18 protein-coding genes are annotated in these 23,016 nt (G+C 68.2%); 9 read left to right on the top strand and 9 right to left on the bottom strand.

Annotated features, from left to right (window positions below; genetic code table 11):
- Positions 1-3: 3 nt before the first annotated feature.
- Both V5F68_RS13835 and V5F68_RS13830 read right to left on the bottom strand, forming a co-directional pair.
- Positions 4-438 (bottom strand): SufE family protein, encoded by a 435-nt coding sequence (locus V5F68_RS13835; RefSeq protein ID WP_394013117.1) that lies wholly within the window; start codon positions 436-438, stop codon positions 4-6.
- 161 nt (positions 439-599) lie between these two features.
- A complete protein-coding gene (locus V5F68_RS13830) occupies positions 600-995 on the bottom strand; it encodes a DUF5330 domain-containing protein (protein ID WP_394013116.1) in 396 nt (131 codons plus the stop codon).
- 300 nt (positions 996-1,295) lie between these two features.
- Between V5F68_RS13830 and V5F68_RS13825 the strand changes: the two genes are divergently transcribed.
- Genes V5F68_RS13825 through V5F68_RS13815 form a run of 3 tightly spaced genes read left to right on the top strand, consistent with a single transcriptional unit; the run spans position 1,296 to position 3,929 of the window.
- Positions 1,296-2,729, top strand: coding sequence for a sensor histidine kinase (locus V5F68_RS13825; RefSeq protein WP_394013115.1), 1,434 nt, complete (start codon positions 1,296-1,298; stop codon positions 2,727-2,729).
- The gene (locus V5F68_RS13820) at positions 2,726-3,568 is read left to right on the top strand and encodes a peptidoglycan-binding domain-containing protein (protein WP_394013114.1); all 843 of its coding nucleotides are present in this window, start codon (positions 2,726-2,728) and stop codon (positions 3,566-3,568) included. The genes V5F68_RS13825 and V5F68_RS13820 overlap by 4 nt, the downstream gene beginning before the upstream one ends.
- Position 3,569: 1 nt before the next feature.
- Entirely contained in the window at positions 3,570-3,929 is a 360-nt protein-coding gene (locus V5F68_RS13815) for a DUF1491 family protein (protein WP_394013113.1), read from the top strand.
- Here the strand turns inward: V5F68_RS13815 and V5F68_RS13810 are convergent.
- Positions 3,920-4,672, bottom strand: a complete 753-nt coding sequence (locus V5F68_RS13810; protein WP_394013112.1) for a sulfotransferase — start codon at positions 4,670-4,672, stop codon at positions 3,920-3,922. The two genes, V5F68_RS13815 and V5F68_RS13810, sit on opposite strands and share 10 nt — an antisense overlap.
- Before the next feature lie 180 nt (positions 4,673-4,852).
- Between V5F68_RS13810 and V5F68_RS13805 the strand changes: the two genes are divergently transcribed.
- A complete protein-coding gene (locus V5F68_RS13805) occupies positions 4,853-5,065 on the top strand; it encodes a hypothetical protein (RefSeq protein ID WP_394013111.1) in 213 nt (70 codons plus the stop codon).
- 68 nt (positions 5,066-5,133) lie between these two features.
- Here V5F68_RS13805 and V5F68_RS13800 read toward each other — a convergent pair whose 3' ends face one another.
- From V5F68_RS13800 to V5F68_RS13790, 3 genes are all read right to left on the bottom strand, one after another.
- Positions 5,134-5,643, bottom strand: a complete 510-nt coding sequence (locus V5F68_RS13800; protein ID WP_394013478.1) for a DUF1254 domain-containing protein — start codon at positions 5,641-5,643, stop codon at positions 5,134-5,136.
- Positions 5,644-5,777: 134 nt separating this feature from the next.
- On the bottom strand, positions 5,778-6,353 hold the full coding sequence (locus V5F68_RS13795) for a DUF1214 domain-containing protein (RefSeq protein ID WP_394013110.1): 576 nt from the start codon (positions 6,351-6,353) through the stop codon (positions 5,778-5,780).
- 55 nt (positions 6,354-6,408) lie between these two features.
- Complete coding sequence (locus V5F68_RS13790; protein WP_394013109.1) at positions 6,409-8,589, bottom strand: transglycosylase domain-containing protein; 2,181 nt, start codon at positions 8,587-8,589, stop codon at positions 6,409-6,411.
- 312 nt (positions 8,590-8,901) lie between these two features.
- Between V5F68_RS13790 and V5F68_RS13785 the strand changes: the two genes are divergently transcribed.
- Positions 8,902-9,459 carry a YcgN family cysteine cluster protein gene (locus tag V5F68_RS13785; RefSeq protein ID WP_394013477.1) on the top strand — a complete coding sequence of 186 codons (558 nt, stop codon included), beginning with the start codon at positions 8,902-8,904 and terminating at the stop codon, positions 9,457-9,459.
- 12 nt (positions 9,460-9,471) lie between these two features.
- Here V5F68_RS13785 and V5F68_RS13780 read toward each other — a convergent pair whose 3' ends face one another.
- Positions 9,472-11,211 carry a hypothetical protein gene (locus V5F68_RS13780; RefSeq protein WP_394013108.1) on the bottom strand — a complete coding sequence of 580 codons (1,740 nt, stop codon included), beginning with the start codon at positions 11,209-11,211 and terminating at the stop codon, positions 9,472-9,474.
- 249 nt (positions 11,212-11,460) lie between these two features.
- On the opposite strand from V5F68_RS13780, the gene V5F68_RS13775 reads away from it, so the two are divergent.
- The 3 genes from V5F68_RS13775 (at position 11,461) to ugpE (ending at position 14,643) form a co-directional block, all read left to right on the top strand.
- Entirely contained in the window at positions 11,461-12,711 is a 1,251-nt protein-coding gene (locus V5F68_RS13775) for an Hsp70 family protein (protein WP_394013107.1), read from the top strand.
- A gap of 196 nt (positions 12,712-12,907) precedes the next feature.
- On the top strand, positions 12,908-13,792 hold the full coding sequence (gene ugpA, locus V5F68_RS13770; protein ID WP_394013106.1) for a sn-glycerol-3-phosphate ABC transporter permease UgpA: 885 nt from the start codon (positions 12,908-12,910) through the stop codon (positions 13,790-13,792).
- Positions 13,792-14,643: a sn-glycerol-3-phosphate ABC transporter permease UgpE gene (gene ugpE, locus V5F68_RS13765; RefSeq protein WP_394013105.1), complete on the top strand. Its 852-nt coding sequence runs from the start codon at positions 13,792-13,794 to the stop codon at positions 14,641-14,643. The genes ugpA and ugpE overlap by 1 nt, the downstream gene beginning before the upstream one ends.
- A gap of 8 nt (positions 14,644-14,651) precedes the next feature.
- Here ugpE and V5F68_RS13760 read toward each other — a convergent pair whose 3' ends face one another.
- Both V5F68_RS13760 and V5F68_RS13755 read right to left on the bottom strand, forming a co-directional pair.
- Positions 14,652-15,395, bottom strand: a complete 744-nt coding sequence (locus V5F68_RS13760; RefSeq protein WP_394013104.1) for a LytR/AlgR family response regulator transcription factor — start codon at positions 15,393-15,395, stop codon at positions 14,652-14,654.
- Positions 15,389-16,498 (bottom strand): sensor histidine kinase, encoded by a 1,110-nt coding sequence (locus V5F68_RS13755; RefSeq protein ID WP_394013103.1) that lies wholly within the window; start codon positions 16,496-16,498, stop codon positions 15,389-15,391. Before V5F68_RS13755 ends, V5F68_RS13760 begins: the two co-directional genes overlap by 7 nt.
- A gap of 237 nt (positions 16,499-16,735) precedes the next feature.
- Here V5F68_RS13755 and V5F68_RS13750 point away from each other — a divergent pair, with 237 nt between their 5' ends.
- A complete protein-coding gene (locus tag V5F68_RS13750) occupies positions 16,736-22,957 on the top strand; it encodes a Calx-beta domain-containing protein (RefSeq protein ID WP_394013102.1) in 6,222 nt (2,073 codons plus the stop codon).
- Positions 22,958-23,016 lie beyond the last annotated feature (59 nt).

The raw sequence follows: 23,016 nt of genomic DNA, 5'->3' as shown, positions 1-23,016 counted from the left end.
CGCTCAGGCCTCGGCGAGCGCGGCGCGCGCATCGGCGCGGATGCGTTCCACCATGGAGCGTAGGCCGTTGGAGCGTTGCGGCGTGAGATGGCCTTCCAGGCCGATGCGACGGAAAACCGCCAGCGGATCGGCTTCCAGGATTTCGCGCGCGCCCTTGCCGGAGAGGATGGTGAGCAGCACCGCCACCAGCCCGCGCACGATATGCGCGTCGGAATCGCCCTTGAACTCCAGCACCGGCCCGTCCGGTCCGTCGCGGCGCCCGCTCACCAGCCACACTTGGCTGGTGCAGCCCTGCACCTTGTTCGCCTCGGTGCGCTCGGCCTCGGGGAAGGGCGGCAGGGCGCGGCCCAGCTCGATGACAAAGCGGTAGCGGTCTTCCCAATCGTCGAGAAGTTCGAAATCGGCCACCAGGGCCTCGATATCCTGATCCGCTGCCATCGCACCTGCCCGTAAGACGCCGCCGACGCCGCATCGGCGTCGCTGGTTGGTCGGTTCTGCGCCATATAGGCTGCGCGCAGCCCCGGCAAAAGTCGAGACAAGCAAAAAATGCGCCGCACGCGGTGCGGCGGCGCGCCTTTTCTTCCGAAAGGGGGGCGCGCTCAGGCGGGGCGCTTGAGTGGCGTGGGGACGCCGGGTGCGGACGCGGGGATGGCGGAAGGCTCGCCGCCCCAGCCGGGAACCAGATCCTGCGGGGTCAGGCCGTGGCTTGAGGCCGTTCCAGCGGGCGCGGCGGCGTCGGTGCGGGCATGGCCGAGGGCGTCGGCTACCCATTTGATGCCGACCTGGGCCTTTTCCGTCAGGTTCACCAGCATGTCGCCGCCCACGGCGCAGGCGTCGGGCTGGCGCTGGCAGAAGCCGCGCGCGTCCGCCACCGCCGACTGCACCGCGACGAAGGCCTGCCACGGGCCGACCTCGCGCCCGTCGACGGACGTGCCGATGGGCAGCAGAAGCAGGATCAGTCCCAGCCAGAACGTCATGCGGATCAAAAAGAACATGGAGCGCCTCGCTTCAAGCTCCCCCGGGCGGCCCCCGAACCGGCGGGCCTGGAACCATTCCCCGGCTGAAACCGGCCCTCGCCAGCCTCAACCTTTGGATAACCATAGATACCAGAACCGGGGGCCTGCCGCAGCGCCCGCGCCGCCCCGCGCCCCCCGACTTTTCAAGACATCGTTAACGCTGGGCGGGCTGGCGGAGCGGCCTTAGCAGTTCGTTTAAGGGCGCCGTGCAAGCTTGCGTGGGATGAACGAGGGGGCGCCGAAAGGCGCTGTGGGCAGCCATTGCGTGTCGCGAATGTGATGAGACACAAGCTTGGGCCGGATGAAAGACCGCCCTATGCGTCCGATCCTCGGGGCAGCCTTGCCGATATCGGCACCCTGGCGTGGCGCAGCACCCAGGCGCTGGGCGCGCTGTCGCTGCTCTGCGCTGGCGCGGGCGGCGCGGTATTGCTGGTGGAAGCGGCGGGCTTGGCCTCCGGTGCCGCGTCCGACGGGCTGTGGCTGCTGGCCTGCGGCCTCGTTTCGGCCGCGCTGGCCGGGGTTTCCGGTGGACTGTCGCGCACTGCGGTGCGCCTGCGCGGCGCCGGGCCGGCGGCCGACATGGCCTTGATCACGCATCACCTGCGCTCCGGCGAAGTCATCACCATCGCCCATGCGCAATCTCCCTTCGCCGCCCTTCCGGGCGCGCAACTGGTGGGGCACGGCCTGTTCGAGCGCATCCTGGTGGCGGACCGGCCGGCCTTCCTTGCCGCCGTGTCGGGGGCGGCCGGACTGGCGCACGATGCCCACGACCTGCGGTGCGAACTGCGGCTGCGCTGCGAGGCGGACGGCCTCTCGCCGGAATTCGTGTGGATGGAGATGCGCGCGTTTCCGCTGGAAGGCGGGCGCGTGCGGGCCTGCTGGCGCGATATCGGCGCGCAGAAGGCCCGCGCCGAGGAGGAAGCCGCCGCCCGCCAGGAGGCCGAGCGCGCCAATGCGGCGAAGAGCCAGTTCCTCGCCGCCATGAGCCACGAGCTTCGCACACCGCTCAACACCATCCTCGGCTTCTCGGAAATGCTGCTGGGCGACGCGGCCGGCCGCATGGACGGCGAGAAGCGCGCCGAATACGCCCGCATCATCCATGACAGCGGCCAGCATCTGCTGGGCGTGGTGAACGATATTCTCGACCTCTCGCGGGTCGAGGCCGGCGCCTATGAACTCCTGGTCGAGCCGGTGGACGTGCGCCGCCTCGCCCAGACCTGCCACGACATGATGGCGATCGAGGCGGTGCGGCGCGACGTGCGCATCACGCTCGGCCTGTCGAACCGGGTGCCGCCGATCCTCGCCGACCAGCGCGCATTGAAGCAGATGCTGCTCAACCTGCTGTCCAACGCCCTCAAGGTCAGCGCGGCGGGCACGCGGGTGGACGTGTCCGCGCGGGCCGAGGGCGGCAATCTGCTGATCGCCGTCGCCGACCAGGGGCCTGGCATGTCGGCGGCCGACGTGGCGCGGCTCGGCGAACCCTTCTTCCAGACCGGCGACATGGAGCGCCGGCGCACCGGCAGCGGGCTCGGCCTCGCGGTGGTGCGGGCCCTGGTGCGCCTGCACGACGGCACGTTCGAGGTGGCGAGCGTGCCCGGGCGCGGCACGACGGTGACGCTGAGCCTGCCGCTGACCCGCCCAGCGGTCGTGGTCGCGCCGTTCACGCGCGCCGGTGCTGCCGCTCAAACGGACGGGGAGCGTCTGCGCGCATGAGGATAGATTATGGCGAAAGCCCCGTCTCCGTCGGCGGGCCGGACGATACGCTATTCGCGCAAGCCCCGCGCGGACGGCTCGGGCTGCGGTTCGCCGACGGGCTGGCGGCGCTGGTCGCCCTGGCCATGACCGGAGCCGTGCTGGCCAATGTGTTCGTGATGCAGAGCGGCACGCGCCCCGGGCCGCTGCCGGGCGGCACCGCAGTGCCCATCGCCCCGGTGCCAATGCCGAAGCCCCAGGCCGCCAATGGCGGGGCCGGCAGCACCCATGTGCCGGCGGCTGCGCTTTCGCCCACGCCCATGGCGAGCACGGCGGTGCCCATCACCACCGCTCCGGCCGGCGGCATCCTCGGCACGGTCAATATTTCCGGCGCCACCAATGCGCCCGCCACACCCGCCGGGGCCGGCGCGCCCATGAACATCGCCCCGACCCGCGCCGCCGCCCCTGCCGCCCCCGCCCAGAGCGCGGCCGCAGCCGCCGCAGCCGCCATTCTCATGCCGCCGGCTGCCGTGCCGGGCGGAGCGGGCACGGCCAAAACCGGCGCCGCCGCCGTCCGCCCGCCCGCCCGATTGCCCGGTGTCGCCGTATCCGGAACCGACGCCGTCACCGGCTCGGTGCGCCCGCCGGCGGAATTGGCGCCGTCGCCGCGCATCCTCGGCGTGCAGAAGACACTGGCGAAGCTCGGCTACGGCCCGTTGAAGCCGGACGGCAAGCCGGGCCTGGAAACGCGGCTCGCCATCCAGCGCTTCGAACGCGACCGCAACCTGCCGCCCGACGGCGAGATTTCCGACCGGGTGGTGAAGGAGCTGATCGCGGTCTCCGGTACGGTGATCGACTGACATGCGCCTGAAGAGCGCCATTTTCGCCGCCGCCATCGTGCGCACCGCCAATGGCGCGGGCGCATTCGCGGCGGTGCGCCGGCGCGGCTCCGAGGAGGCCGGTGCGGTGTTTGTGAAAGTGACGACGCTGGACGGGTGCGCGGCGCTCTATGGGCCGGCGCCGCAGAGCGCCTTCGATGCGGAAAATTCCGGCGCGCGCCTGTTTGCCGTCCTCGTGCCGCCCGGCTCGCCGGAGGAGGCGAGCGAGGCGCGGATGGTCAAGGAAATGCGCTTCGACCCCGATTTGTGGCTGCTGGAAATCGAGGACAAGGCCGGGCGCTCCTTCATCGATGTGGTGCCGGCCGACCGGGATCAGATGTAGCCGAGCCGCGCGAGATCCGGCCGGAGCAGCGCTTCGATTCCCGGCGGCAGGCCGGGACGCTCGTCCGCCTTTTCCGTCATGATTCGGCCGTGGCGATAGTCCTGCGGCATGATCGGGCTGAGCGCGCCTTCCAGCATCCGCGGATCGAACGCGACGCCGATGCTCTCCGCCACCTTGCGGAGCGTGGCTTCGGGGTCGGCCACCAAATCCTCATAGCGAAACGTGCCGATCAGCGCGCCGCGTGCTTCCAGCTCTTCCAGCATCCATACCGAGGCGCGCCAGCGCCGGGCCGCCTCCACATGGGTCAGCCCGGCGCGCCGCACCTTGGAATCCACGCAGCTGCGGCCATCGCGCACGATGAACAGGAATCGATAGCCCGCCATGGCGGTGACGAACCGGTCCAGGACCGGTTCCTCGTCTAGATTGTAAAGATCGTCGTGCTCGCTGAACCCCAGCACCTGCTCGGTGGTGATCTTGTTGCCCCAGATGCACTCCGGATGCGCCCGGCGATCCGCCTCGCAGGCCGCGCGGAAGCGGGCGAGGCGATAGTCCAGCGGCCGCGTCTTGGAGGGGGGCGGCGTCTGCGCCTCGTCGCCGCCCATCAGATGGGTGACGCTGCCGAATTCGGCGCGGATCATCAGCGCGGGGTGGCGCTCCAGGCAGCCGGCCAGCAGCGAGGTTCCCCCTCGGCCCGGTCCGAGCAGCAGAAAGGGAGAGGGGGCGCCGATCGCACGAGGGGGCATTCCGCTTTATCCGCATCGCGCCGGGAAACAGGGGTCAGAGCGGGCAATGCCCTGACGATAAGTTGCGCATATTTAGGTGTGCAATCGCGCAAGCGCAATCAATCTATTTGCACAGCCCCAAGAAACTTCCGGAGCCTATCTGCGTTGTAGGGGTCACGGTGGCCCACGAGGAGCAGCCAAATGGGAACGGTGTTATCGTTCTCCGCAACGCGGGGAGGGCGCGCACGAAAACTGACGGCGCGTCAGCATTCGGACGAGGCGCCCACGCGCGCCGGAACTGCGCAGATCTATATTCTGCCGGTGGTGCGCATCGAGCGCCATGGCGAGACGGCGGTCGCCGCCGGCGCAAAGGCCCGGCGTCGGGAGGATGGCCCGTCCCAGTGTCAGGCGTGACGCCGACGGCCTGAGAGGACGGCACGGAAGACGCGCACCGCGCGCCCGTGCCCGTCTGATTTCTTAAATCATTGCGTGGCGGCGCAGCTCGCAGCTTCCAGCTGCTTGCGCACGGCATCGCGCACATCGCCATAGCGGGCGAACGCGCGGATCAGGACAATGCCCGTCGTCGTCGGAGATTCCACCACGAGGCGGTCCGCCGCCGTGATTTCCTCATCTTCCGGCAACGCCGCGCGCTGGGCCTGCGAGAGCAGATCGAGCTCGATCACGCGCCCGGCCGCCTGGTCGTTCAGGGCGTAAAAGGCGAGGCCCCGGTTCGTATAAAACGAGACCGAGGTGTAGTCGCCGGTCTGCGGCACGCGCACCTTCAGCGGCCGCTCGCGCAAATCATACCGGCAGACCGCGCTGACGAAGGCGGGATCTGTCATGGGCAGCACGGTTTCTCCGCTGTCCGGCAGCAGCACCAGCGTATTCACCGGCGCCAGCGGCACCAGCCGCTGATAGGCGGAGGCCTGGGCGAGCCGCGGCATCGCCAGCACCGACACCAGATGGACGATGCCCGCGAGCACCAGCACCATGGCAAGCGGCAGCAGCAGCAAACGCGGGGCAGCGGGCACCGCCTGGAAAATCGCGGCGAGCCGCTCCACGGGGCCCGGCGCGCGGGCGGTGGAGCGATAGGCGGGACGGGAGCGGCGGAACAGGGAAGCGAAGGTCATGGGCACCGCTCCGTGACGATGCGCGGCAACTGGCCCTCGTCCTGCGCGCCCGAGGCGAAGCTGAACGGCGCGTCGTAGAGGCGCAGCGCCACCCGCAGGCGCCCGCGAGCGCCGGTGGGCAGCCAGTTTCCCGCCCGCGCCCGCGGCGAGAGATGCACATTGATGCTGCCGTCGGGTTCATACACCAGCTCGGCGCTGGTGAAGCCGTGGCGCTCCGCCTCGTTCGGTACCAGGGCGCCCTTGTCGTCCGTGAGCGTCAGCGTCCACAGGCGCGACTGGGGCAGGGGGCCGGAAATGCGGATGTCGCACCGCCCGTCCAGTGGCGCGCCTGCGGAATCTTTGTCGGCGAGGAACAGCAGGCCGTCGGCCAGTTCCAGCGGCAGCTCGCCGGTGCGGGCGAAGGCCGCTACCGCATAGGGGTCGGCCTGGGTGGTGCCGGAGCGCGGCCAGCCCTGCCATGCGCCGAGGCGCACGATGTCCATGCCGCGCGAGTGCGTGACCGCGAAATAGGTGGCTCCAAGGCCGATCGCCGCCGCCGCGGCGAGCGTGGTCGCTAGGGTCACGAGGCGCACGGCAGGTCCAGCTTTCCGGCCAAATGTCGGGCTGCGGCCAAGGGATGGGCTCCGGTCAATTGGTGCGCGTCGGCGCCGCCGGGGCGCCGGCAGTGGGCGTTCCCATGGCGGTTGGCCCGGGCAGAGGCGGCAAGGGCGGCGCAGTGCGGAAGATCTGTTCCAGGCGGATCAGGCGTTCGGTGCTGCGCGGCGAGAGGGTGATCGGGCGCTGGATCGAATCCAGCTCCGGCACCTCGATGGGCGAGGGCTTGTCGTCAAGCTTGGGGGCGGGCTGGTCGCCCACGCCGGGAATGAATTTACGCTCCACGCCCTGGTGGGCATAGGCCATGATTTTCTGCCAGGTCATCGCCGGCAGGGTGCCGCCGGTCATCTTGTTCATGGACGTGTAATCGTCATTGCCGAACCAGACGCCGCCGACATAATTGCCGGTGAAGCCCATGAACCAGGCGTCGCGATAGGCATTGGTGGTGCCGGTCTTGCCGGCGACCTTGATGTTCTCGAGCCGCGCCCGGCGGCCGGTGCCGTTCTCCACCACGTTGTTCAACATGGGGTTGATCATGTCGATGACGTTCGGCGAGATCACTTCCACCGATTTCGGCGCGTCGCGGTCGAAGCGCCACACCACTTCGCCATTGGCGACGCGCATCTCCACCACCGCGTGCGGATAGACGCTCTTGCCCCCGTTGGCGAACACGCTGTAGGCGGTCACCATGTCCACCACCGTGACCTCGGCGGCGCCGAGCGGCAGGGGCGCGCTGGGCACGAGGTTCGAGGTGATGCCCATCTTGTGCGCGAGATCGATGATCTTGGCGCGGCCGAACTTCTCCGCGAGCCGCACCGCCACCGTATTCAACGAGTGCTGCAGCGCCACGATCAGCGGGATCGAGCCCATATAGGAGCGGCCGTAATTCTGCGGGCACCAATTGCCGAGGCAGATCGGCGCGTCCTGCACGATGGTGGTGGGCTTGTAGCCGTTCATCAGCGCGACCGTATAGACGAACGGCTTGAACGAGGAGCCGGGCTGGCGCAGGGCGTCGGTGGCGCGGTTGAACTGGCTCTCGCCATAATCGCGCCCGCCCACCATGGTGCGCAGCGTGCCGTTGGGCTCCATGATGACCACGGCGCCCTGGCTCACCTTATAGTCCTTGCCATACTGCCGCAGCGACTGGTCGAGGGCGGCTTCCGCCACCTTCTGGATATTGGGGTCGAGCCCGGTGCGCACCACGAAGCTGCGCTCGGTGACGCTCTTCGGCAGCGCATCCACCAAGCGGCGCACCTCGGCGAAGGCGTAGTCGAGATAATAGTCCGGCACCGCCATGTCGCTGCGGTCCACCGGGGTGGCGGGATTGCGGCGGGCGCCGAACACCTGACCTTCGGTCAGGAAGCCGGCATCCACGAGATTGTCCAGCACCGTGGAGGCGCGGGCGCGGGCGGCCGGCAGATTGACGTGCGGGGCATATTTGCTCGGCGCCTTGAACAGCCCGGCGAGCATGGCGGCTTCGGCGAGGTTCACCTCGCGCACGGACTTGCCGAAATAATATTGCGCCGCCGCGTCCACCCCATAGGCGCCGCCGCCCAGATAGGCGCGGTCGAGATAGAGCTTGAAGATCTGGCTCTTGGTGAGCCGGCTTTCCAGCCAGAGCGCGAGGAACGCTTCCTTGATCTTGCGCTCGATGGTGCGCTCGTTGGAGAGGAACAGGTTCTTGGCGAGCTGTTGGGTGAGCGATGAGCCGCCCTGGCGCACGCCCCCGGCCTTGGCATTGGTGACCACGGCGCGGAATGTGCCGGCGATGTCGATGCCGAAATGCTCGTAGAAGCGCCGGTCCTCGGTGGCGAGCACGGCCTTCAGTAGGTAATCGGGGAAATCGGCCAGCGGCACGGTGTCGTTCTGGCGCACGCCCCGCTCGCCCAGCACGTTGCCGTAGCGGTCCAGGAAGGTGACGGCGAGTTCGGTGCGCTTCAGCCAATCGTCGGAGGTCTCGTGGAATGCCGGCAAGGCGAGCGCCAGTACGACCACCGAGCCTGCCGCCCCGAGGGTGAAGCCCTCAGACGCCATGCCCACCAGGAAGCGTGGCACGCCGGAGAGCGAGAAATGCTCCATGAAGGCGGAATAGGAGCTGGCAACACGGCGGGTGAAGGTGCCCAGCCGGAACAGGGTGCTGTCGATGCGCGCGTCGAAATCCAGCAGCGCATTGCGCAGCCGGGTCTTGAAGGAGGGTTTTGAACCTTCGCTCACCGCTTGATGCTTCTCATCGCCAGTCTGTCCAAAGGCGTGTCGCGCCCCGCGCGCCTCTGCCAAACGTCGCCATTGCCAAACGCCGCCACAGTCTTCTGCTCGTGCACCCGCGTGTCAAAAACACGGCGGCGTGCCCCTGCCTGTCTATAACCCGCGGCGCGGATTGCCGCGAGTGCCACGTGACGCGGCGCAAGCAGACGTGAGGATGGGGTAAATTTTCGCCGCGCGGTTCAAGCCGCGGGAGGCTTCGTGGTAAGGAGGTCCATGCCCGACCGCGCGCCCTCCGATCAAAAGCCCGTCGCCTTGCCCGATATGGCGCCGGATGCCGGCGGTACGGCGGCCGAGGTTCCGTTCTGGCGCGCGAAGGCGCTGGCGCAGATGAACCCGGCCGAGTGGGAAAGCCTGTGCGACGGCTGCGGGCGCTGCTGCCTGGTGAAGCTGGAGGACGAGGACAGCGGCGACATCGCCTATACCGATGTGGTGTGTCGGCTGTTTGAGACCCATTCCTGCCATTGCTCGGACTATCCCAACCGGCAGGAGCAGGTGACCGACTGCGTGCGCCTGACGCCGGAGGCGGTGGCCGAACTCTCCTGGCTGCCGCCCACCTGCGCCTATCGCCTGCTGGATGAGGGCAAGGACCTGCCCTGGTGGCATCCGCTCGTGTCCGGCTCGGCGGAGACGGTGCACGAGGCGGGCATTTCCGTGCGCGGCAAAGTGGCGGGCGGGGAACAGATGTTCGGCCTGTTCGAACTGGTGGACCATGTGGTGTCCTGGCCGCTGCGTTGGCCCAAAGGGTCGCGCGGAAGCGGTCTGGCGGGGCGGCGCGCGCGCGCCGCTGCAGCCCCGCGCAAGCCGCGCGCCGGCGCCTGACGCCGGCCGGTTCTACGCCGGTGCCGGCCCGAGGCGACGCGCAAGATCGCAGTCGCGCGCCAGCACCGTCCAGCCGAGCCCCAGCAGGGCCAGCCCCACGAGGCTGCTGATGCTCCAGCACACCCAGGCATCGAGCGGCACGTTCTGCCAGCTGAACGATTTCTCAAGCACGAAACCGGTGAATTCCACCCAGCGCCCTTCCAGATAGATGCCGGCGAGTCCGATCAGCCACACCGGGCCGGCCTTCGCTTGTGCCGCGCACAGCACGATCACCAGCGGGACCAGCGGCTCCAACGAATTGCGTCCGAGGCCGTCGCGGCTGTAGCCCCAGACCAGGAGCATGAGGGCAAAGGTCGTGACCGTCACGGTGAGCAGCTGGCGCAAGCGCGGGTCCGCCCCGGGGCGCGCCATGGCGATATAGGCCGGGGCGAACAGGAAGAGCCCGAGGCCGCCGGGCAGGGTCTTGGCGTATTGAACGGTCCAGCGCAGGGCATCGCTGACCGGACCGTCGGTCCACACACGCATGTGGCCGGAATAATAATAAGCGGCGGGGCTGAGGGTGAGCCAGAAATTGTCCCATCGGGTGCCGAGCCAGGCCCACACGGATAGCGCGGGCGCGGTGCCCCGGCCGTCGCCGAGCAGATAATCCATGAACAGGTCGTGGGCACCGAGCCAGGTCTTGTAGGCAAGCCAGGGCACCATCAGCACCGCCGCGCTGACCGTGAACACCAGGACCGCGCGGACCGCCGCGATGCCTCCCTCCCGCGTCGATTTGGCGGCGGCGAATGCGGTCCAGATGGCGACCAGCCCGAGCGGCGGCAGGAACAGCAGGCCCACCGGATGGCTCAGCCAGGCGAGGACGCCACAGCCCGCCGCCAGGATCCAGCGCTGCTGGATCAGCGAGGCGAAGCTGAGCAGGATGAAGAAGCCGGCCAGCACCTTCGGCCACAGGAAGACGGTATTGATCAGCATGGAAGGCGCGAGCGCCACCCAGAGGCAGCCGAGCATCCAGGGGCGGCTCGCGGGCCTGATGCCGAGGACCAGCAGCAGATGGCCGGCGCCGAGCACGACCATGCCGTTCGCGATCCATCCGAGCAGGCGGGCGAGATAGGCCCCGTCCGCGGTGCCGGGCCAGGGTTTGCGTTCCAGGTTCGGCGTGTCCTGTGTGGTTGAGCCGAACACATAAAGCAGCGTGTTGGTGGCCAGTGGGATCAACGGGCCGCGCGACGCCACCGACCATTCGCCGAAATAATCCTTGCTGCGCTCGATGCCGTCCTTGCCATGGAACATGTAGGCGGCGGTGATGTAGGGAATGATGTGGTCCGGCGGCGAGGCCACCATACGGGCGGGGATCACCGTCTCCGCATGGGTTTCCTGGGCGATGGGCAAGGGATTGAGGCCGACCGCCATGGCCATGGCGATCATCGCGCCCCAAAGGACGAATACGCCCGGCCCCTGGTCCCCGAGCGAGGCCCGTGCGGTGCCGCGCCGCCACCACAACCGTGCGAGATCCAAAGCGAGCGCCACCGTCGCGCCGCCGTAGAGCAGCGCCACCAGCAGGTGGTTCGCGGGGTGGAGAACCCATAGCAGCAGACCGGTGGCGGCGAGGGCGAGCAGGCCGGGCAGCGGCACGAAGGCCGAGGGCAGGCGGCGGGGAGCCCCGACGCGCGCATTCCACCACAGGCCCGGAACCAACAGCAAAGCGAGGAGGATCAGCGCGGAGAGACACACCCAGCCGTAATTCGTGCCCATCTGCGGGAACCCTCTGGTGCTCTGGAATGGCGCGGCGCCCCGGGCGTGTCGGGCCTGCCCCTTCGTCTATATCTGTCCGCGCGCTCCGCTTGAAGCCGCTTGGGGCGCCCCGGCGCCGTGCGGCTTTGAGCGGCGCGCGCAGATGTCATCGCCTGGGGCTTGATCTTGACGCGCCGAAGCGGTACCGAGCGCGCCCTTCTGCGCTATGTTGCAGCGCACGCACCATCGCTCCGTTTCGGGAACCCCATCATGGCGGCCTGCGGCCTGGATTTCGGCACGTCCAACACCACGCTCGGCCTCAACGGGGCGAAGGGGCCGCATCTGGCGCCGGTGGAGGGCGATGCGGTGACGGTGCCGAGCGCGATCTTCTATCCGCGCACGGGTGCGCCGGTGATCGGCCGCGCGGCCATGGCCGCTTATGTCAGCGGCGAGCAGGGGCGCCTGATGCGGGCGCTGAAATCCGTGCTCGGCAGCGCGCTGGTGGACGAGACCACGGCGGTCGGCCGCTCCCGCGTGACCTTCCGCAAGGTAATCGGCGCCTATATCGCCGAGGTGAAGCGGCGCGGCGAAATCGACGCCGATGCGCCGCTGGACCAGGTGGTGCTCGGGCGGCCGGTGCATTTCGTCGATGGCGACGCGGCGGGCGACGCGCGCGCCCAGGACGTGCTGGGCGACGTGGCGCGAGAGATCGGCTTTTCACACATCTCGTTCCAGTTCGAGCCGATCGCCGCCGCGCTCGATTACGAGCGGCAGGTGAATGGGGAAGAGCTGGCGCTGATCGCCGATATCGGCGGCGGCACCTCGGATTTTTCCATCGTGCGCATCGGCCCCGATCGGCGCGATAAGCCGGATCGGGCGGACGACATCCTCGCCAATGACGGCGTGCGCATCGGCGGCACGGATTTCGACCGCGCGCTGAGCCTCGGCATGGTGATGCCCCTGCTCGGCCACGGCAGCCCCATGAAGCGCGCCGGCCTTTCCGCGCCGGCGAGCCTGTTTCAGGATCTCGCGACCTGGTCCTCCATCAACCGCCTGTACGATCCGCGCGTGCATCGCTCGATCCGCGAGATGGAGCGCGAATCCGCGCGCCCCGAGCTGATCCGCCGGCTCGCCCATGTGGTGAGCGAGGAGCGCGGCCACACGCTCGCCATGGCCGCCGAGGATGCGAAGATCGCGGTCTCCGAGGACGGGCGCACCGCAATCGATCTTGCCTGGCTGGAGCCCGCGCTCGCGGTCGGTATCGTGCATGACGATCTCGTCGCCCATACGGACACGCTGTCCGGGCGGATCGCGCGGCGCATCACCCATTGCCTGAAGGAGGCGGGGGTGAAGGCGAGCGACATCGACGCGCTGTTCCTCACCGGCGGTTCGACCCGCCTCGCCCATGTGCGCTCTGCCATCGTCGCCATGGCGCCGCAGGCGCGGATCGTGGCGGGCGACACGTTCGGTTCCGTGGGCACCGGGCTCGCGGTGGAAGCCGGGCGGCGCTACGGGCGATAGCGCGCGTCGTCCTTCACGGGCGGCGCCTTGAAGCTGGTGCGCGGCTTTACCTTCGCCTATCGTTCGTCGTGCTCATGTCACGCCCCTGTCAGGCCCATGCATGAGGATGATCCGCCGCGATGGCGCGGAGCCCTTTTCCAGGCGGGCGGGCCGTTTTCTTCCGCCGCAAACCCGCGCGGCGCAGACGGACCTTGAGATGCAGGCCAAGCGCGTCACCTTTCCACGCTCCCTGACGCCCTATCTGCTGCTGGCGCCGCAGCTGGCCATCACGCTCGTGTTTTTTGTCTGGCCGGCGGGGCAGGCGGTGGTCTCCTCGCTGTTCGCGGAAGATGCCTTCGGCCTCTCGCGCGCCTTCGTCGGCCTCGCCAATTTCGCGACCCTGTTTCGCGACCCTACCTATCTCAACGCATTCCAGGTCACGGCCGTGTTCTCCGCCAGCGTGACGCTGCTCGCCATGGTGCTCGCGCTGGTCCTTGCGCTCGCGGCGGACCGGATCGGCAAGCGGGCCGGGCCCTATCGCGTGTTGCTGGTGTGGCCCTATGCGGTGGCGCCGGCGGTGGCGGGCATCCTGTGGTGGTTCATGTTCAACCCCTCCATCGGCATTCTCGCCCGCGCCCTCGGCGCCCTGGGCATCACCTGGAACCACTTTCTCAATGGCGAGCAGGCGCTGTTGATGGTGATCCTGGCCGCCGCCTGGAAGCAGGTCAGTTATAATTTTCTGTTCTTCCTCGCCGGCCTCCAGGCCATTCCCGCCAGCCTGATGGAAGCCGCGGCCCTGGATGGCGCCGGGCCGGTGCGGCGGTTTCGCTTCGTGGTCTGGCCACTGCTCGCGCCGACCACCTTCTTCCTGCTGGTGGTGAACCTCACCTATGCCTTCTTCGACACCTTTGGCATCATCCACGCCACCACCGGCGGCGGGCCGGGGCAGGCGACCACGATCCTGGTCTACAAGGTGTTCCGCGACGGCTTCGGCGGGCTCGATCTCGGCGGGTCGGCGGCGCAATCGGTGGTGCTTCTGGTGATCGTCATCGCGCTCACCGCCATGCAGTTCCGCCATATCGAACGGCGGGTGCAATATTGATGGCCGGCTCCGGACGCCTACTCGGCCTGCTGGCCCATCTCGCGCTGATCCTCGGCGTGGTGGTGATGGTGCTGCCGGTCTATCTCGCCTTCATCGCCTCCACCCATTCGGGGGGCGATTTCCTGTCCGGCCGCATCGGGCTGCTGCCGGGAAGCCTGTTTCTGGAGAATTACCGCACCGCTTTGTTCACGGGCTCCAGCACCCAGGGCTTTCCGCCCGTCGGGGGCATGCTGCTGAACAGCTTCATCATGGCCATGGCGATCGCGCTCGGGAAGATCGCCATCTCGCTGCTCTCCGCCTTCGCGGTCTGCTATTTCCGTTTCCCGCTGCGCCAGACGGCATTCTGGCTCATCTTCATCACGCTGATGCTGCCGGTGGAGGTGCGCATCCTACCCACCTTCCAGGTGGTGGCCGACCTCTCGCTGCTGAACTCCTATGGCGGCCTCACATTGCCGCTGATCGCCAGCGCGACGGCGACCTTCCTGTTCCGCCAGGTGTTCATGACCATTCCCGACGAATTGACGGAGGCCGCGCTGATCGACGGCGCCGGGCCGCTGCGGTTTTTCTGGCACGTGCTGCTGCCGCTTTCGCGCACTAATATCGCGGCGCTGTTCGTCATCCTCTTCATCTATGGCTGGAACCAGTATCTCTGGCCGCTGCTGGTGACCACGGACACGGGCTATTACACCATCGTCATGGGCATCCAGCGGCTCGCGGCGGCGGCGGTGGAGTCCGATCCCGTGTGGCATCTGGTGATGGCCACCGCCATCCTCGCCATGCTGCCGCCGATCCTGGTGATCGCCTTGATGCAGAATTTGTTCGTGCGCGGGCTGACAGAAACCGAGAAATAACCCGCCGCTCAGGGCCGGCCCTTGTCCGCCAGCGCCTCGCGCAGCCGGCCGGTGGCGGCGCGGCCGAGGATGAGGGGCGTCGGCAGGCCTTCCAGCGCCACGTGCGCCCGGTCGCGCGAGGGGGTCTCGATGCTGCGCAGCCGGTCGCAATTCACCATCAGCGAGCGGCCGAGGCGCAGGAACGGCGGGCGCGGCAGCAAGGTTTCGAAGGTGCCGAGCGTGCGCAGCATCATCAAGGGCGGCTGGCCGGCGAGGAACACGCGGGTGAAATCGCCATCCGCCCGCAGCGCCACGATATCAGACGGCGGCGCAAAGACCGTGCGGTTGGGCGTGCGCAATTCCAGCGTCGCGCCCGAGGCGAGCGGCTGGGCGGGCAGGGGCTCGGGAGCGGGTGGGGAACCGATCTGGCGCATGGCGCGGCGCAGGGCGTCAGCCAAGCGCTCGGGGGACACCGGCTTCAGCAGATAGTCCACCGCATCCACCGCAAAGGCTTCCACCGCGTGCTGGGCATGGGCGGTGACGAAGATCACGCGCGGCGGGTCTTCCAGCGCCTGCAGCAGCTCGAAGCCGCTACCGTCGCCCAGCTCGATATCGAGGAACACCAGGTCCGGCTGCTCGCGCACCAGCAGGTCGAGCGCATCTTCCACGCCATCGGCCTCGCCGGCGATGCGCACCTGCGGATGCGCCTCCAGCAGGCGGGCGATGGCGCGGCGGGCGCGCGCCTCGTCGTCCACGATCACGGCGCTCAGCACGGCGCGCCCTCCAGGATCAGCTCTGCCACCACACGGCGTGCGGCGGGGCCGGTACTGCCCGTGGGCGCGGCCTCGTGCAAGGTGAAATAATGCCGTTCGGGATAATGCAAGGCGAGGCGCCGCCGCACATTGGCGAGGCCCACCCCGCTCCGGCGCGGCCGCTTGGGGGAGGGGGAGAGCGTGCCGGTATTGCCGATGCGGATGCGTAGTCCCTCACCCTCGGTCTGGATCGCGATGTCGATGCGCAGACCGTGGCGGCGGGTGCCGTGCTTGATGGCGTTTTCCACCAGGGGCTGCAGCAGGTAGCTGGCGATGGGGCGGACTGCGGCGTCGGGCGCCACGTCGAGGGTCGCGACCAGCTGGTCGCCGAAGCGCGCCTCCTGGATGCGCAGATAGGCGGCAAGGCTGGCCGCCTCGGCCGCCACGCTCGCCACCGGCTGGTCGTGGGTGGCGAGCGAAAGGCGCAGATAATCGGAGAGCTCGCGCACCATCACGAGCGCCGTCGCGGGGTCGTCCTGCACCTCCTCAGCGACGCCGTTGAGCGCGTTGAACAGGAAGTGCGGATCGAGCTGGAGGCGCAGTTCGCGCAATTCGGCGCGCAAGGCCTCGGCCTGGGCGAGGGCGGCGCGCTGGCGATCGCTGCGCGCGCCGATCTCCGCCCGCACCCAGAAGAAGGCGAGGCTCCAGCCCATCATGGTGAAGAAATAATAGATCAGCGGCGCCAGCACCTGCTGTTCCGGCCGCCAGTTGGGGATCGGCCAACCGAAATAATCGCGCACCACGCTGATGCAGCTCACCAGGAAGGCCGCCGCCGCGAACGAGAGAATAGCGATCCACACCAGGGCGCGCAGGTTGATCGCGGCATCCAGGCCCACCTTCAGATAGGCCGCGCGCATGGCGGTGGTGACCAGGATCAGCAACGGCAGCGCGATCAGCGTCAGCCCCAGAGAAATGCCGAAATTCTCATAGGAGACCCAGCGATTGGTCAAATCGACGATGGAGAACAGGCTCCAGCCCATCACCTGGGCGCGCAGGAACGCGGGCCGCCGCGCCCACCAGGCGGCGAGCGGATTGCGCGCCAAGACCGCGTCCTGCCTCGTCAAGATGCCGGCTCCCCACCCAACGCCGCCCGTGTGCGGGCAAACGTCCCCGCCAGCAGGAAAGGCGATTTGCGCCCGCGCGGCAAGGCGCTGCGGGGTGCTTGGCTGTGTGCGCCGCAGAAGTCGTCGGCATGATCGATTTTTCCGCCCGGTTCATCGACTTCAAAAAGCGCAGCGTGACGCTTCGTGAGATCCAGATGCGGTGTCCCAGATGGACTCGCAATTCTGGAGCAATGACAGATGGCGAACGTGAATTACGCTGTTGCCGACAATTGGGGTTCGGGCTTCGTCGGCGCCATGACGGTGCCCGCCGGGTCGGCAGGTCTCAACGGGTGGACGGTGGAATTCGATGCCGCCTTCGACATCTCCAACATCTGGGGCGCCGAGATCGTCAGCCACGTGGGCGATCATTATGTGATCCGCAACATGCCCTGGAACGCCACCGTGCCGGCGAACGCGAGCGCCTCGTTCGGCTTCCAGGCTGGGCCGGGCAGCGCCGCCACCAGCGCCAGCGGCTTCACGCTGAACGGAGTGGGCGGAGATCCGGCGCCGGTCCTGCCTGCCCTGTCGGTGGCGGATGCGGCGGTGGCGGAAGGCGACAGCGGCACCAGCGATCTCGCCTTCACGGTAAGCCTCTCCGCGCCCTCCACGACGCCGGTGACGGTGAGCTATTCCACCGCCAACGGCACCGCGACCGCCGGCAGCGATTTCACTTCTGCCACGGGCTCCCTCACCTTCGCGCCGGGCGAGACCTCCAAGGTGGTCCATGTGGCGGTTGCCGGCGACACGGCGGTGGAGGCGAACGAGACCCTCTCGCTGGTCCTCTCGGCGCCCGCGGGCGCGACGCTCGCCCATGCCAGCGCCACCGGCACGATCCAGAACAACGACACGGCCTCCGGGGGCGGCGGCACCGGCGGCGGGGGAACCGGCACCGGGGCGGGCCGCGTGTTCAGCATCACCACCGACGGGCCGGACATCGTCGGCTTCGATCCGGCGAAGGACAAGCTCGACCTCGGCGGGGTGAGCGTCCACAATTTCATTGTGGTGGATACGCCGGCCGGCGTCGGCTTCATGAATCCCTGGTCCGGGGAAACCGCCATCGTTCAGGGCGTGTCGCTGGGCCAGCTCACCATCGACAGCTTCATGCCGATTGAGAACAACCATCTGCGGCAGGATCTCTCCGGCGCGCTGGCGTGGGAGCAGGGCATCACGCCCGAGCCCCACACGGTCTATGCGCGCTCGCACGAGATCGGCCAGATCGACAAGGTGGCGTTCGATCCCGCGACCGATGTGGTGGACTTCCGCTATTTCGGCACCCGCGAGCAGATCTACATGGTGGATAGCGCGGAAGGTGTGGTGATCTCCAATTCCGGCACCGGCCAGGCGCTGATCCTGCTGGGCGTGAAGGTCGCGGACCTCACCATCGATAATTTCGAATTCCACTTCGCCCAGGTGCGCGAGGATCGGGTGGCGCTGCAGCTCGGCTTTTCCTCGGTGCCGGATTCCCAGGTCCTGCCGCAGGGCGTGCCGATCGCCGGTACGGACGCATGGCCCTCCCACACCGGCAGCGGCACTCCGCCCAGCGGCGTCCAGGGCGAGACCTTCACCATCGCCTGGAACTATGGCTCGGACGCGGTGCTGGATTTCAACCCGGCCTCGGACAAGCTCGATTTCGGCTGGTTCAAGGCCTATGAATTCTCCATCGCCGAGACGCCCGCCGGCCTCGTCATCTCCATCGAGGGCAACCACCAGACCTACACCTTGCCCGGCGTGACGCTGTCGCAGATCGAGATGAGCAACATCATCGCGCTCGACACCACGACCCGCGCGGAATGGCAGGCGGCGATCGATTCCGCGCCGCCCGCCCCGGTGCTGCCGGTGCTCAATGTGGCGGACGCCAGTATCGCCGAGGGCGATGCCGGCACGGCGAGCCTGATGTTCGCCGTCACCCTCTCGGCGGCCTCCGCGAGCCAGGTGAGCGTGAGCTATTCCACCTTGAACGGCACCGCGACGGCAGGCTCGGACTATGCCTCCAGTGTCGGCACCATCGTCTTCGCGCCCGGCGAAACCTCCAAGATGATCCATGTGCCGGTGACCGGCGACACGCTCACCGAGCTGAACGAGAGCTTCAGCCTGCACCTGTCCGCCCCGGTAGGTGCCACCATCAACGATGGGTCGGCGGTGGGCACCATTCTCAACGACGATGTGGACGCCAACCCCTCCGCCCCGCCGGTGATCTCGATTGCCGACGCCCAGGTGGCCGAGGGCGATGCGGGGGAGGCGCATTTCATGTTCATGGTGACGCTGGACAAAGCGTCGGCCACCCCCGTCACCGTGCATTACGCCACCGCCAACGGCACCGCCACCGACGGCTCGGACTATAGCGGCGACAGCGGCACCCTCACCTTCGCACCCGGCGAGACCTCGCAGATGGTGCATGTGCACGTCATGGGCGACACGGTGGTGGAGGCGAACGAGACTTTCACCGTCACCCTGTCGGACGCCACCGGCGCCACCCTCGGCGATGCGGTCGCGACCGGCACCATCCTCAATGAGGACAGCGCCCCCGGCACGCCGCCGGCGCTCTCCATCGGCGATCTCGCGGTCACCGAGGGCAATGGCGAGCACAGCCATTTCGTCTTCACCGTGACGCTCGACAAGCCGGCGACCGGCCCGGTGAGCGTGCAATATGCCACCGCCAACGGCACAGCGAGCGCGGGGGCGGACTATGTGGCGGGCACCGGCACGGTGACCTTCGCGGCCGGGGAAACCTCGAAGACCGTGCATGTGGATATCGTCGGCGACACGGCGGTGGAGGGGAACGAGACCTTCTCGGTCACCCTCTCCAATCCCTCCGGCGCGACCATCGCCGACGGCACGGCCATCGGCACCATCCTCGACGACGACAGCGCGCCGGTGGTGCTGCCGGCGATTTCCATCGGCGATCTCTCGGTCGCCGAGGGCAATGGCGAGCACGCCCACTTCATGTTCACCGTCACGCTGGACAAGCCGGCGCTCGGCCCCGTCACGGTGCAATACGCCACCGCCGACGGCACGGCGGTTGCCGGCGCGGACTATGTGGCCGGCACGGGCACGATCACCTTCGCGGCGGGGGAAACCTCGAAGACCGTGCATGTGGACATCGTCGGCGACACGGCGGTGGAGGCGAACGAGACCTTCTCGGTGAAGCTCTCCAGCCCCTCGGGCGCGACCCTGGCCGATGACACGGCGGTGGGCACCATTCTGAACGACGACGTGGCCCCCGTGGTGCCGCCTGCCGTCTCCATCGCCGACGCGACGCTCGCGGAAGGCAATAGCGGCACCGGGCAGATGAGCTTCACCGTGACCCTGGACAAGGCCGCGACCGGCCCGGTGAGCGTGCAATATGCCACCGCCAACGGCACCGCGACGGGCGGCTCGGACTATGCATCCAAGACCGGCACCGTCACCTTCGCGGCCGGCGAGACCACGAACACGATCCAGATCGCGGTCACCGGCGACACGGTGGTGGAGGCGAACGAGAGCTTCACCGTGAAGCTCTCAAACCCCACCGGCCTCACCATCGCCGACGGCATCGCCACCGGCACGATCACCAACGACGATGTCGCCACTCCGCCGGCGGGGTCTTCCGGCCTCGATTATGTGGTGAACGACAATTGGGGTGCCGGCTTCGTCGCCAGCATGACGGTGGAAGCCGGCCCTTCCGCGCTCAACGGCTGGACGGTGGAATTCGACTCCGCCTTCACCATCACCAACATCTGGAACGCGGAGATCGTCAGCCACGTCGGCTCCCATTACGTGGTGCGCAATGCGGCGTGGAACGGCACCGTCGGCGCCGGCAAGGAGGTCGCGTTCGGCTTCCAGGCAACCGCCTGGGCGGGCGGTACGGCGGCGACGGGCTTCCTGGTGAATGGCGCGCCGGTCGGCGGCGATCCGGTGCCGGTGCTGCCCACGCTCGCGGTGGCGGACGCCAGTGTGGCCGAGGGCCATGCCGGCACCAGCGACCTTGCCTTCACCGTTTCGCTCTCGGCGGCCTCCAGCACGCCGGTGACGGTGGCCTATGCCACCGCGAACGGCACGGCGACCGCCGGCTCCGACTATGCCGCGCTCGCCGGCACGCTCACCTTCGCCCCCGGCGAAACCACCAAGGTGGTGCATGTGCAGGTGACCGGCGACATGGTGGTGGAAGCCAACGAGACGGTCACGTTGACCCTGACCAATCCCACCGGCGCGACGCTTGCCGACGCCAGTGCCACCGGCACCATTCTCAATGACGACGTGGCCCCGGTGCCGCCCGTCGTGTCGATCGCCGACGGCACGCTGACGGAGGGCAATGCCGGCACCAGCGACTTCGCTTTCACCGTGACCCTGGACAAGGCGGCCACCGGCGCGGTGAGCGTGCAATATGCGACCGCCAACGGCACCGCGACGGCGGGCTCCGACTATGCCGCCAAGAGCGGCACGGTCACCTTCGCGGCCGGCGAGACCTCAAAGGTCGTGCATATCCAGGTGACCGGCGACACGGCGGTGGAGGCCAACGAGACCTTTACCGTGAAGCTCTCCGCTCCCACGGGCGCGACCCTCGGCCATGCCACCGCCACCGGCACCATCGTGAACGACGACACCGCCCCGCCGGCCCATGTGCCGGAAATCTCGGTGAGCGATGCCTCGGTGGTGGAGGGCAACCCCGGTTCTGGCGGCGGCGGGCTGGACGGGTGGCTCTCCACCTCCGGCAATCAGATCGTCGATGCCAACGGCAATTCGGTGCAGATCGGCGGCGTGAACTGGTTCGGATTTGAATCCGACACCATGTCGCCGCACGGCCTGTGGACGCGCGGCTACAAGGACATGATGAACCAGATGGAGGATCTGGGCTTCAACACCATCCGCCTGCCGTTCTCCACCGACATGCTGCATGCGACCTCTCAGGCGAACGGCATCGACTATTCCAAGAACCCGGACCTCGCGGGCCTGACCCCGCTGCAGGTGATGGACAAGATCGTCGATTATGCCGACGAGATCGGCATGAAGATCATCCTCGATCATCATCGCAGCGATGCCGGCGCCGGCACCTCTGCCAACGGGCTCTGGTACGATTCGACCCATAGCGAGGCGCAATGGGTTTCCGACTGGCAGATGCTGGCGCAGCGCTATGCCGGCGACACCGCGGTGATCGGCGCCGACCTCCACAACGAGCCCTATAACGGCACCTGGGGCGGCGGCGGCGCGAACGATTGGGCGGCGGCCGCCGAGCGCGCCGGCAATGCCATCGGCGACGTCAATTCCAATTGGCTGATCTTCGTCGAAGGCATCGGCACGTACGAGGGCAACAATTATTGGTGGGGCGGCAATCTGATGGGCGTGCGCGACCGCCCCATCGAGCTCGATGTGGACAACAAGCTGGTCTATTCGGCCCACGATTATCCGAACTCGATCTATCCCCAGCCCTGGTTCAGCGATCCGTCCTATCCGGCCAACCTGCCGGAGAAGTTCGACCAGATGTGGGGCTATATCTACAAGGAGAACATCGCCCCGGTGTACATCGGCGAGTTCGGCACCAAGCTGACCGACCCGAAGGATGCCCCCTGGCTGGAGGCGATCACCTCCTATCTCGGCGGCGACCTGGACAATAACGGCACCCACGACATCGCGGCGGGCGACAAGGGCGTGAGCTGGACCTATTGGTCGTGGAACCCCAATTCCGGCGATACCGGCGGCATCCTGAAGGATGACTGGACGAGCGTGAACACCAACAAGATGTCGTATCTGGAAGGCATCGAATACGATTTCGGCGAAGCGGGCAGCGGCGGCACGGGGGCGGGCGCGCAGGCGCATGCCCTCTTCACCGTCACGCTCAGCGAGGCGGCAACCGGGCCGGTGACGCTCGACTTCCACACCGTGGCGGATACCGCCGGCGCGGCGGATTTCACCGCGGTCAGCGGCACGCTCACCTTCGCCGCGGGGGAGCAGACCAAGATCATCGCCGTCCCCATCACCGCCGACCGGGTGGCGGAGGCCGACGAGCATTTCTCGCTGGTGCTCTCCAACCCCACCGGCGCGACGCTGGCCCATGCCACCGGCATCGGCACCATCGTCAATGACGACGGCGCGACTTCGACGCCGCCCACGACCCCCACCGACCCGACGACGCCGAGCGAGCCGGTGCACGATACCGACCTCCAGGCGCTGTTCTCCAGCGTGGATTCCTGGGGCGGCGGCTTCAACGCCTCGATCCAGATCCACAATGACGGCGCCACCGCCGCCCATGGCTGGCAGCTCGAGATCAATATGCCGTACCAGATCGAGAACATCTGGAACGCGGAAATCGTGTCCCACGATGCCGACGGCTATGTGATCCGCAACGCCGCCTGGAACGGCGACATCGCCCACGACGGCACGGTTAGCTTCGGCTTCATCGGCAAGGGCCAGCTCGATGCCGCGCACATCGACCTGCTGATCTGAGGCGGGTCCCACGGCTGCGGCGGGGCCGGGGTGGACCAGATCCGCTCCGGCGCCGCTGT

The organism is Roseixanthobacter pseudopolyaromaticivorans, from assembly GCF_043195145.2.
GTDB lineage: Bacteria > Pseudomonadota > Alphaproteobacteria > Rhizobiales > Xanthobacteraceae > NCEH01.
The sequence above is the reverse complement of the archived record's forward strand: the minus strand, read 5'-3'. Positions and strand labels throughout refer to the sequence as shown.

Bases quoted from the DNA above. Each gene is read 5' to 3' on its own strand.
- V5F68_RS13835 (WP_394013117.1), bottom strand. From the start codon at position 438: ATGGCAGCGGATCAGGATATCGAGGCCCTGGTGGCCGATTTCGAACTT.
- V5F68_RS13830 (WP_394013116.1), bottom strand. From the start codon at position 995: ATGTTCTTTTTGATCCGCATGACGTTCTGGCTGGGACTGATCCTGCTT.
- V5F68_RS13825 (WP_394013115.1), top strand. From the start codon at position 1,296: ATGAGACACAAGCTTGGGCCGGATGAAAGACCGCCCTATGCGTCCGAT.
- V5F68_RS13820 (WP_394013114.1), top strand. From the start codon at position 2,726: ATGAGGATAGATTATGGCGAAAGCCCCGTCTCCGTCGGCGGGCCGGAC.
- V5F68_RS13815 (WP_394013113.1), top strand. From the start codon at position 3,570: ATGCGCCTGAAGAGCGCCATTTTCGCCGCCGCCATCGTGCGCACCGCC.
- V5F68_RS13810 (WP_394013112.1), bottom strand. From the start codon at position 4,672: ATGCCCCCTCGTGCGATCGGCGCCCCCTCTCCCTTTCTGCTGCTCGGA.
- V5F68_RS13805 (WP_394013111.1), top strand. From the start codon at position 4,853: ATGGGAACGGTGTTATCGTTCTCCGCAACGCGGGGAGGGCGCGCACGA.
- V5F68_RS13800 (WP_394013478.1), bottom strand. From the start codon at position 5,643: ATGGTGCTGGTGCTCGCGGGCATCGTCCATCTGGTGTCGGTGCTGGCG.
- V5F68_RS13785 (WP_394013477.1), top strand. From the start codon at position 8,902: ATGGCGCCGGATGCCGGCGGTACGGCGGCCGAGGTTCCGTTCTGGCGC.
- V5F68_RS13780 (WP_394013108.1), bottom strand. From the start codon at position 11,211: ATGGGCACGAATTACGGCTGGGTGTGTCTCTCCGCGCTGATCCTCCTC.
- V5F68_RS13775 (WP_394013107.1), top strand. From the start codon at position 11,461: ATGGCGGCCTGCGGCCTGGATTTCGGCACGTCCAACACCACGCTCGGC.
- ugpA (WP_394013106.1), top strand. From the start codon at position 12,908: ATGCAGGCCAAGCGCGTCACCTTTCCACGCTCCCTGACGCCCTATCTG.
- ugpE (WP_394013105.1), top strand. From the start codon at position 13,792: ATGGCCGGCTCCGGACGCCTACTCGGCCTGCTGGCCCATCTCGCGCTG.
- V5F68_RS13750 (WP_394013102.1), top strand. From the start codon at position 16,736: ATGGCGAACGTGAATTACGCTGTTGCCGACAATTGGGGTTCGGGCTTC.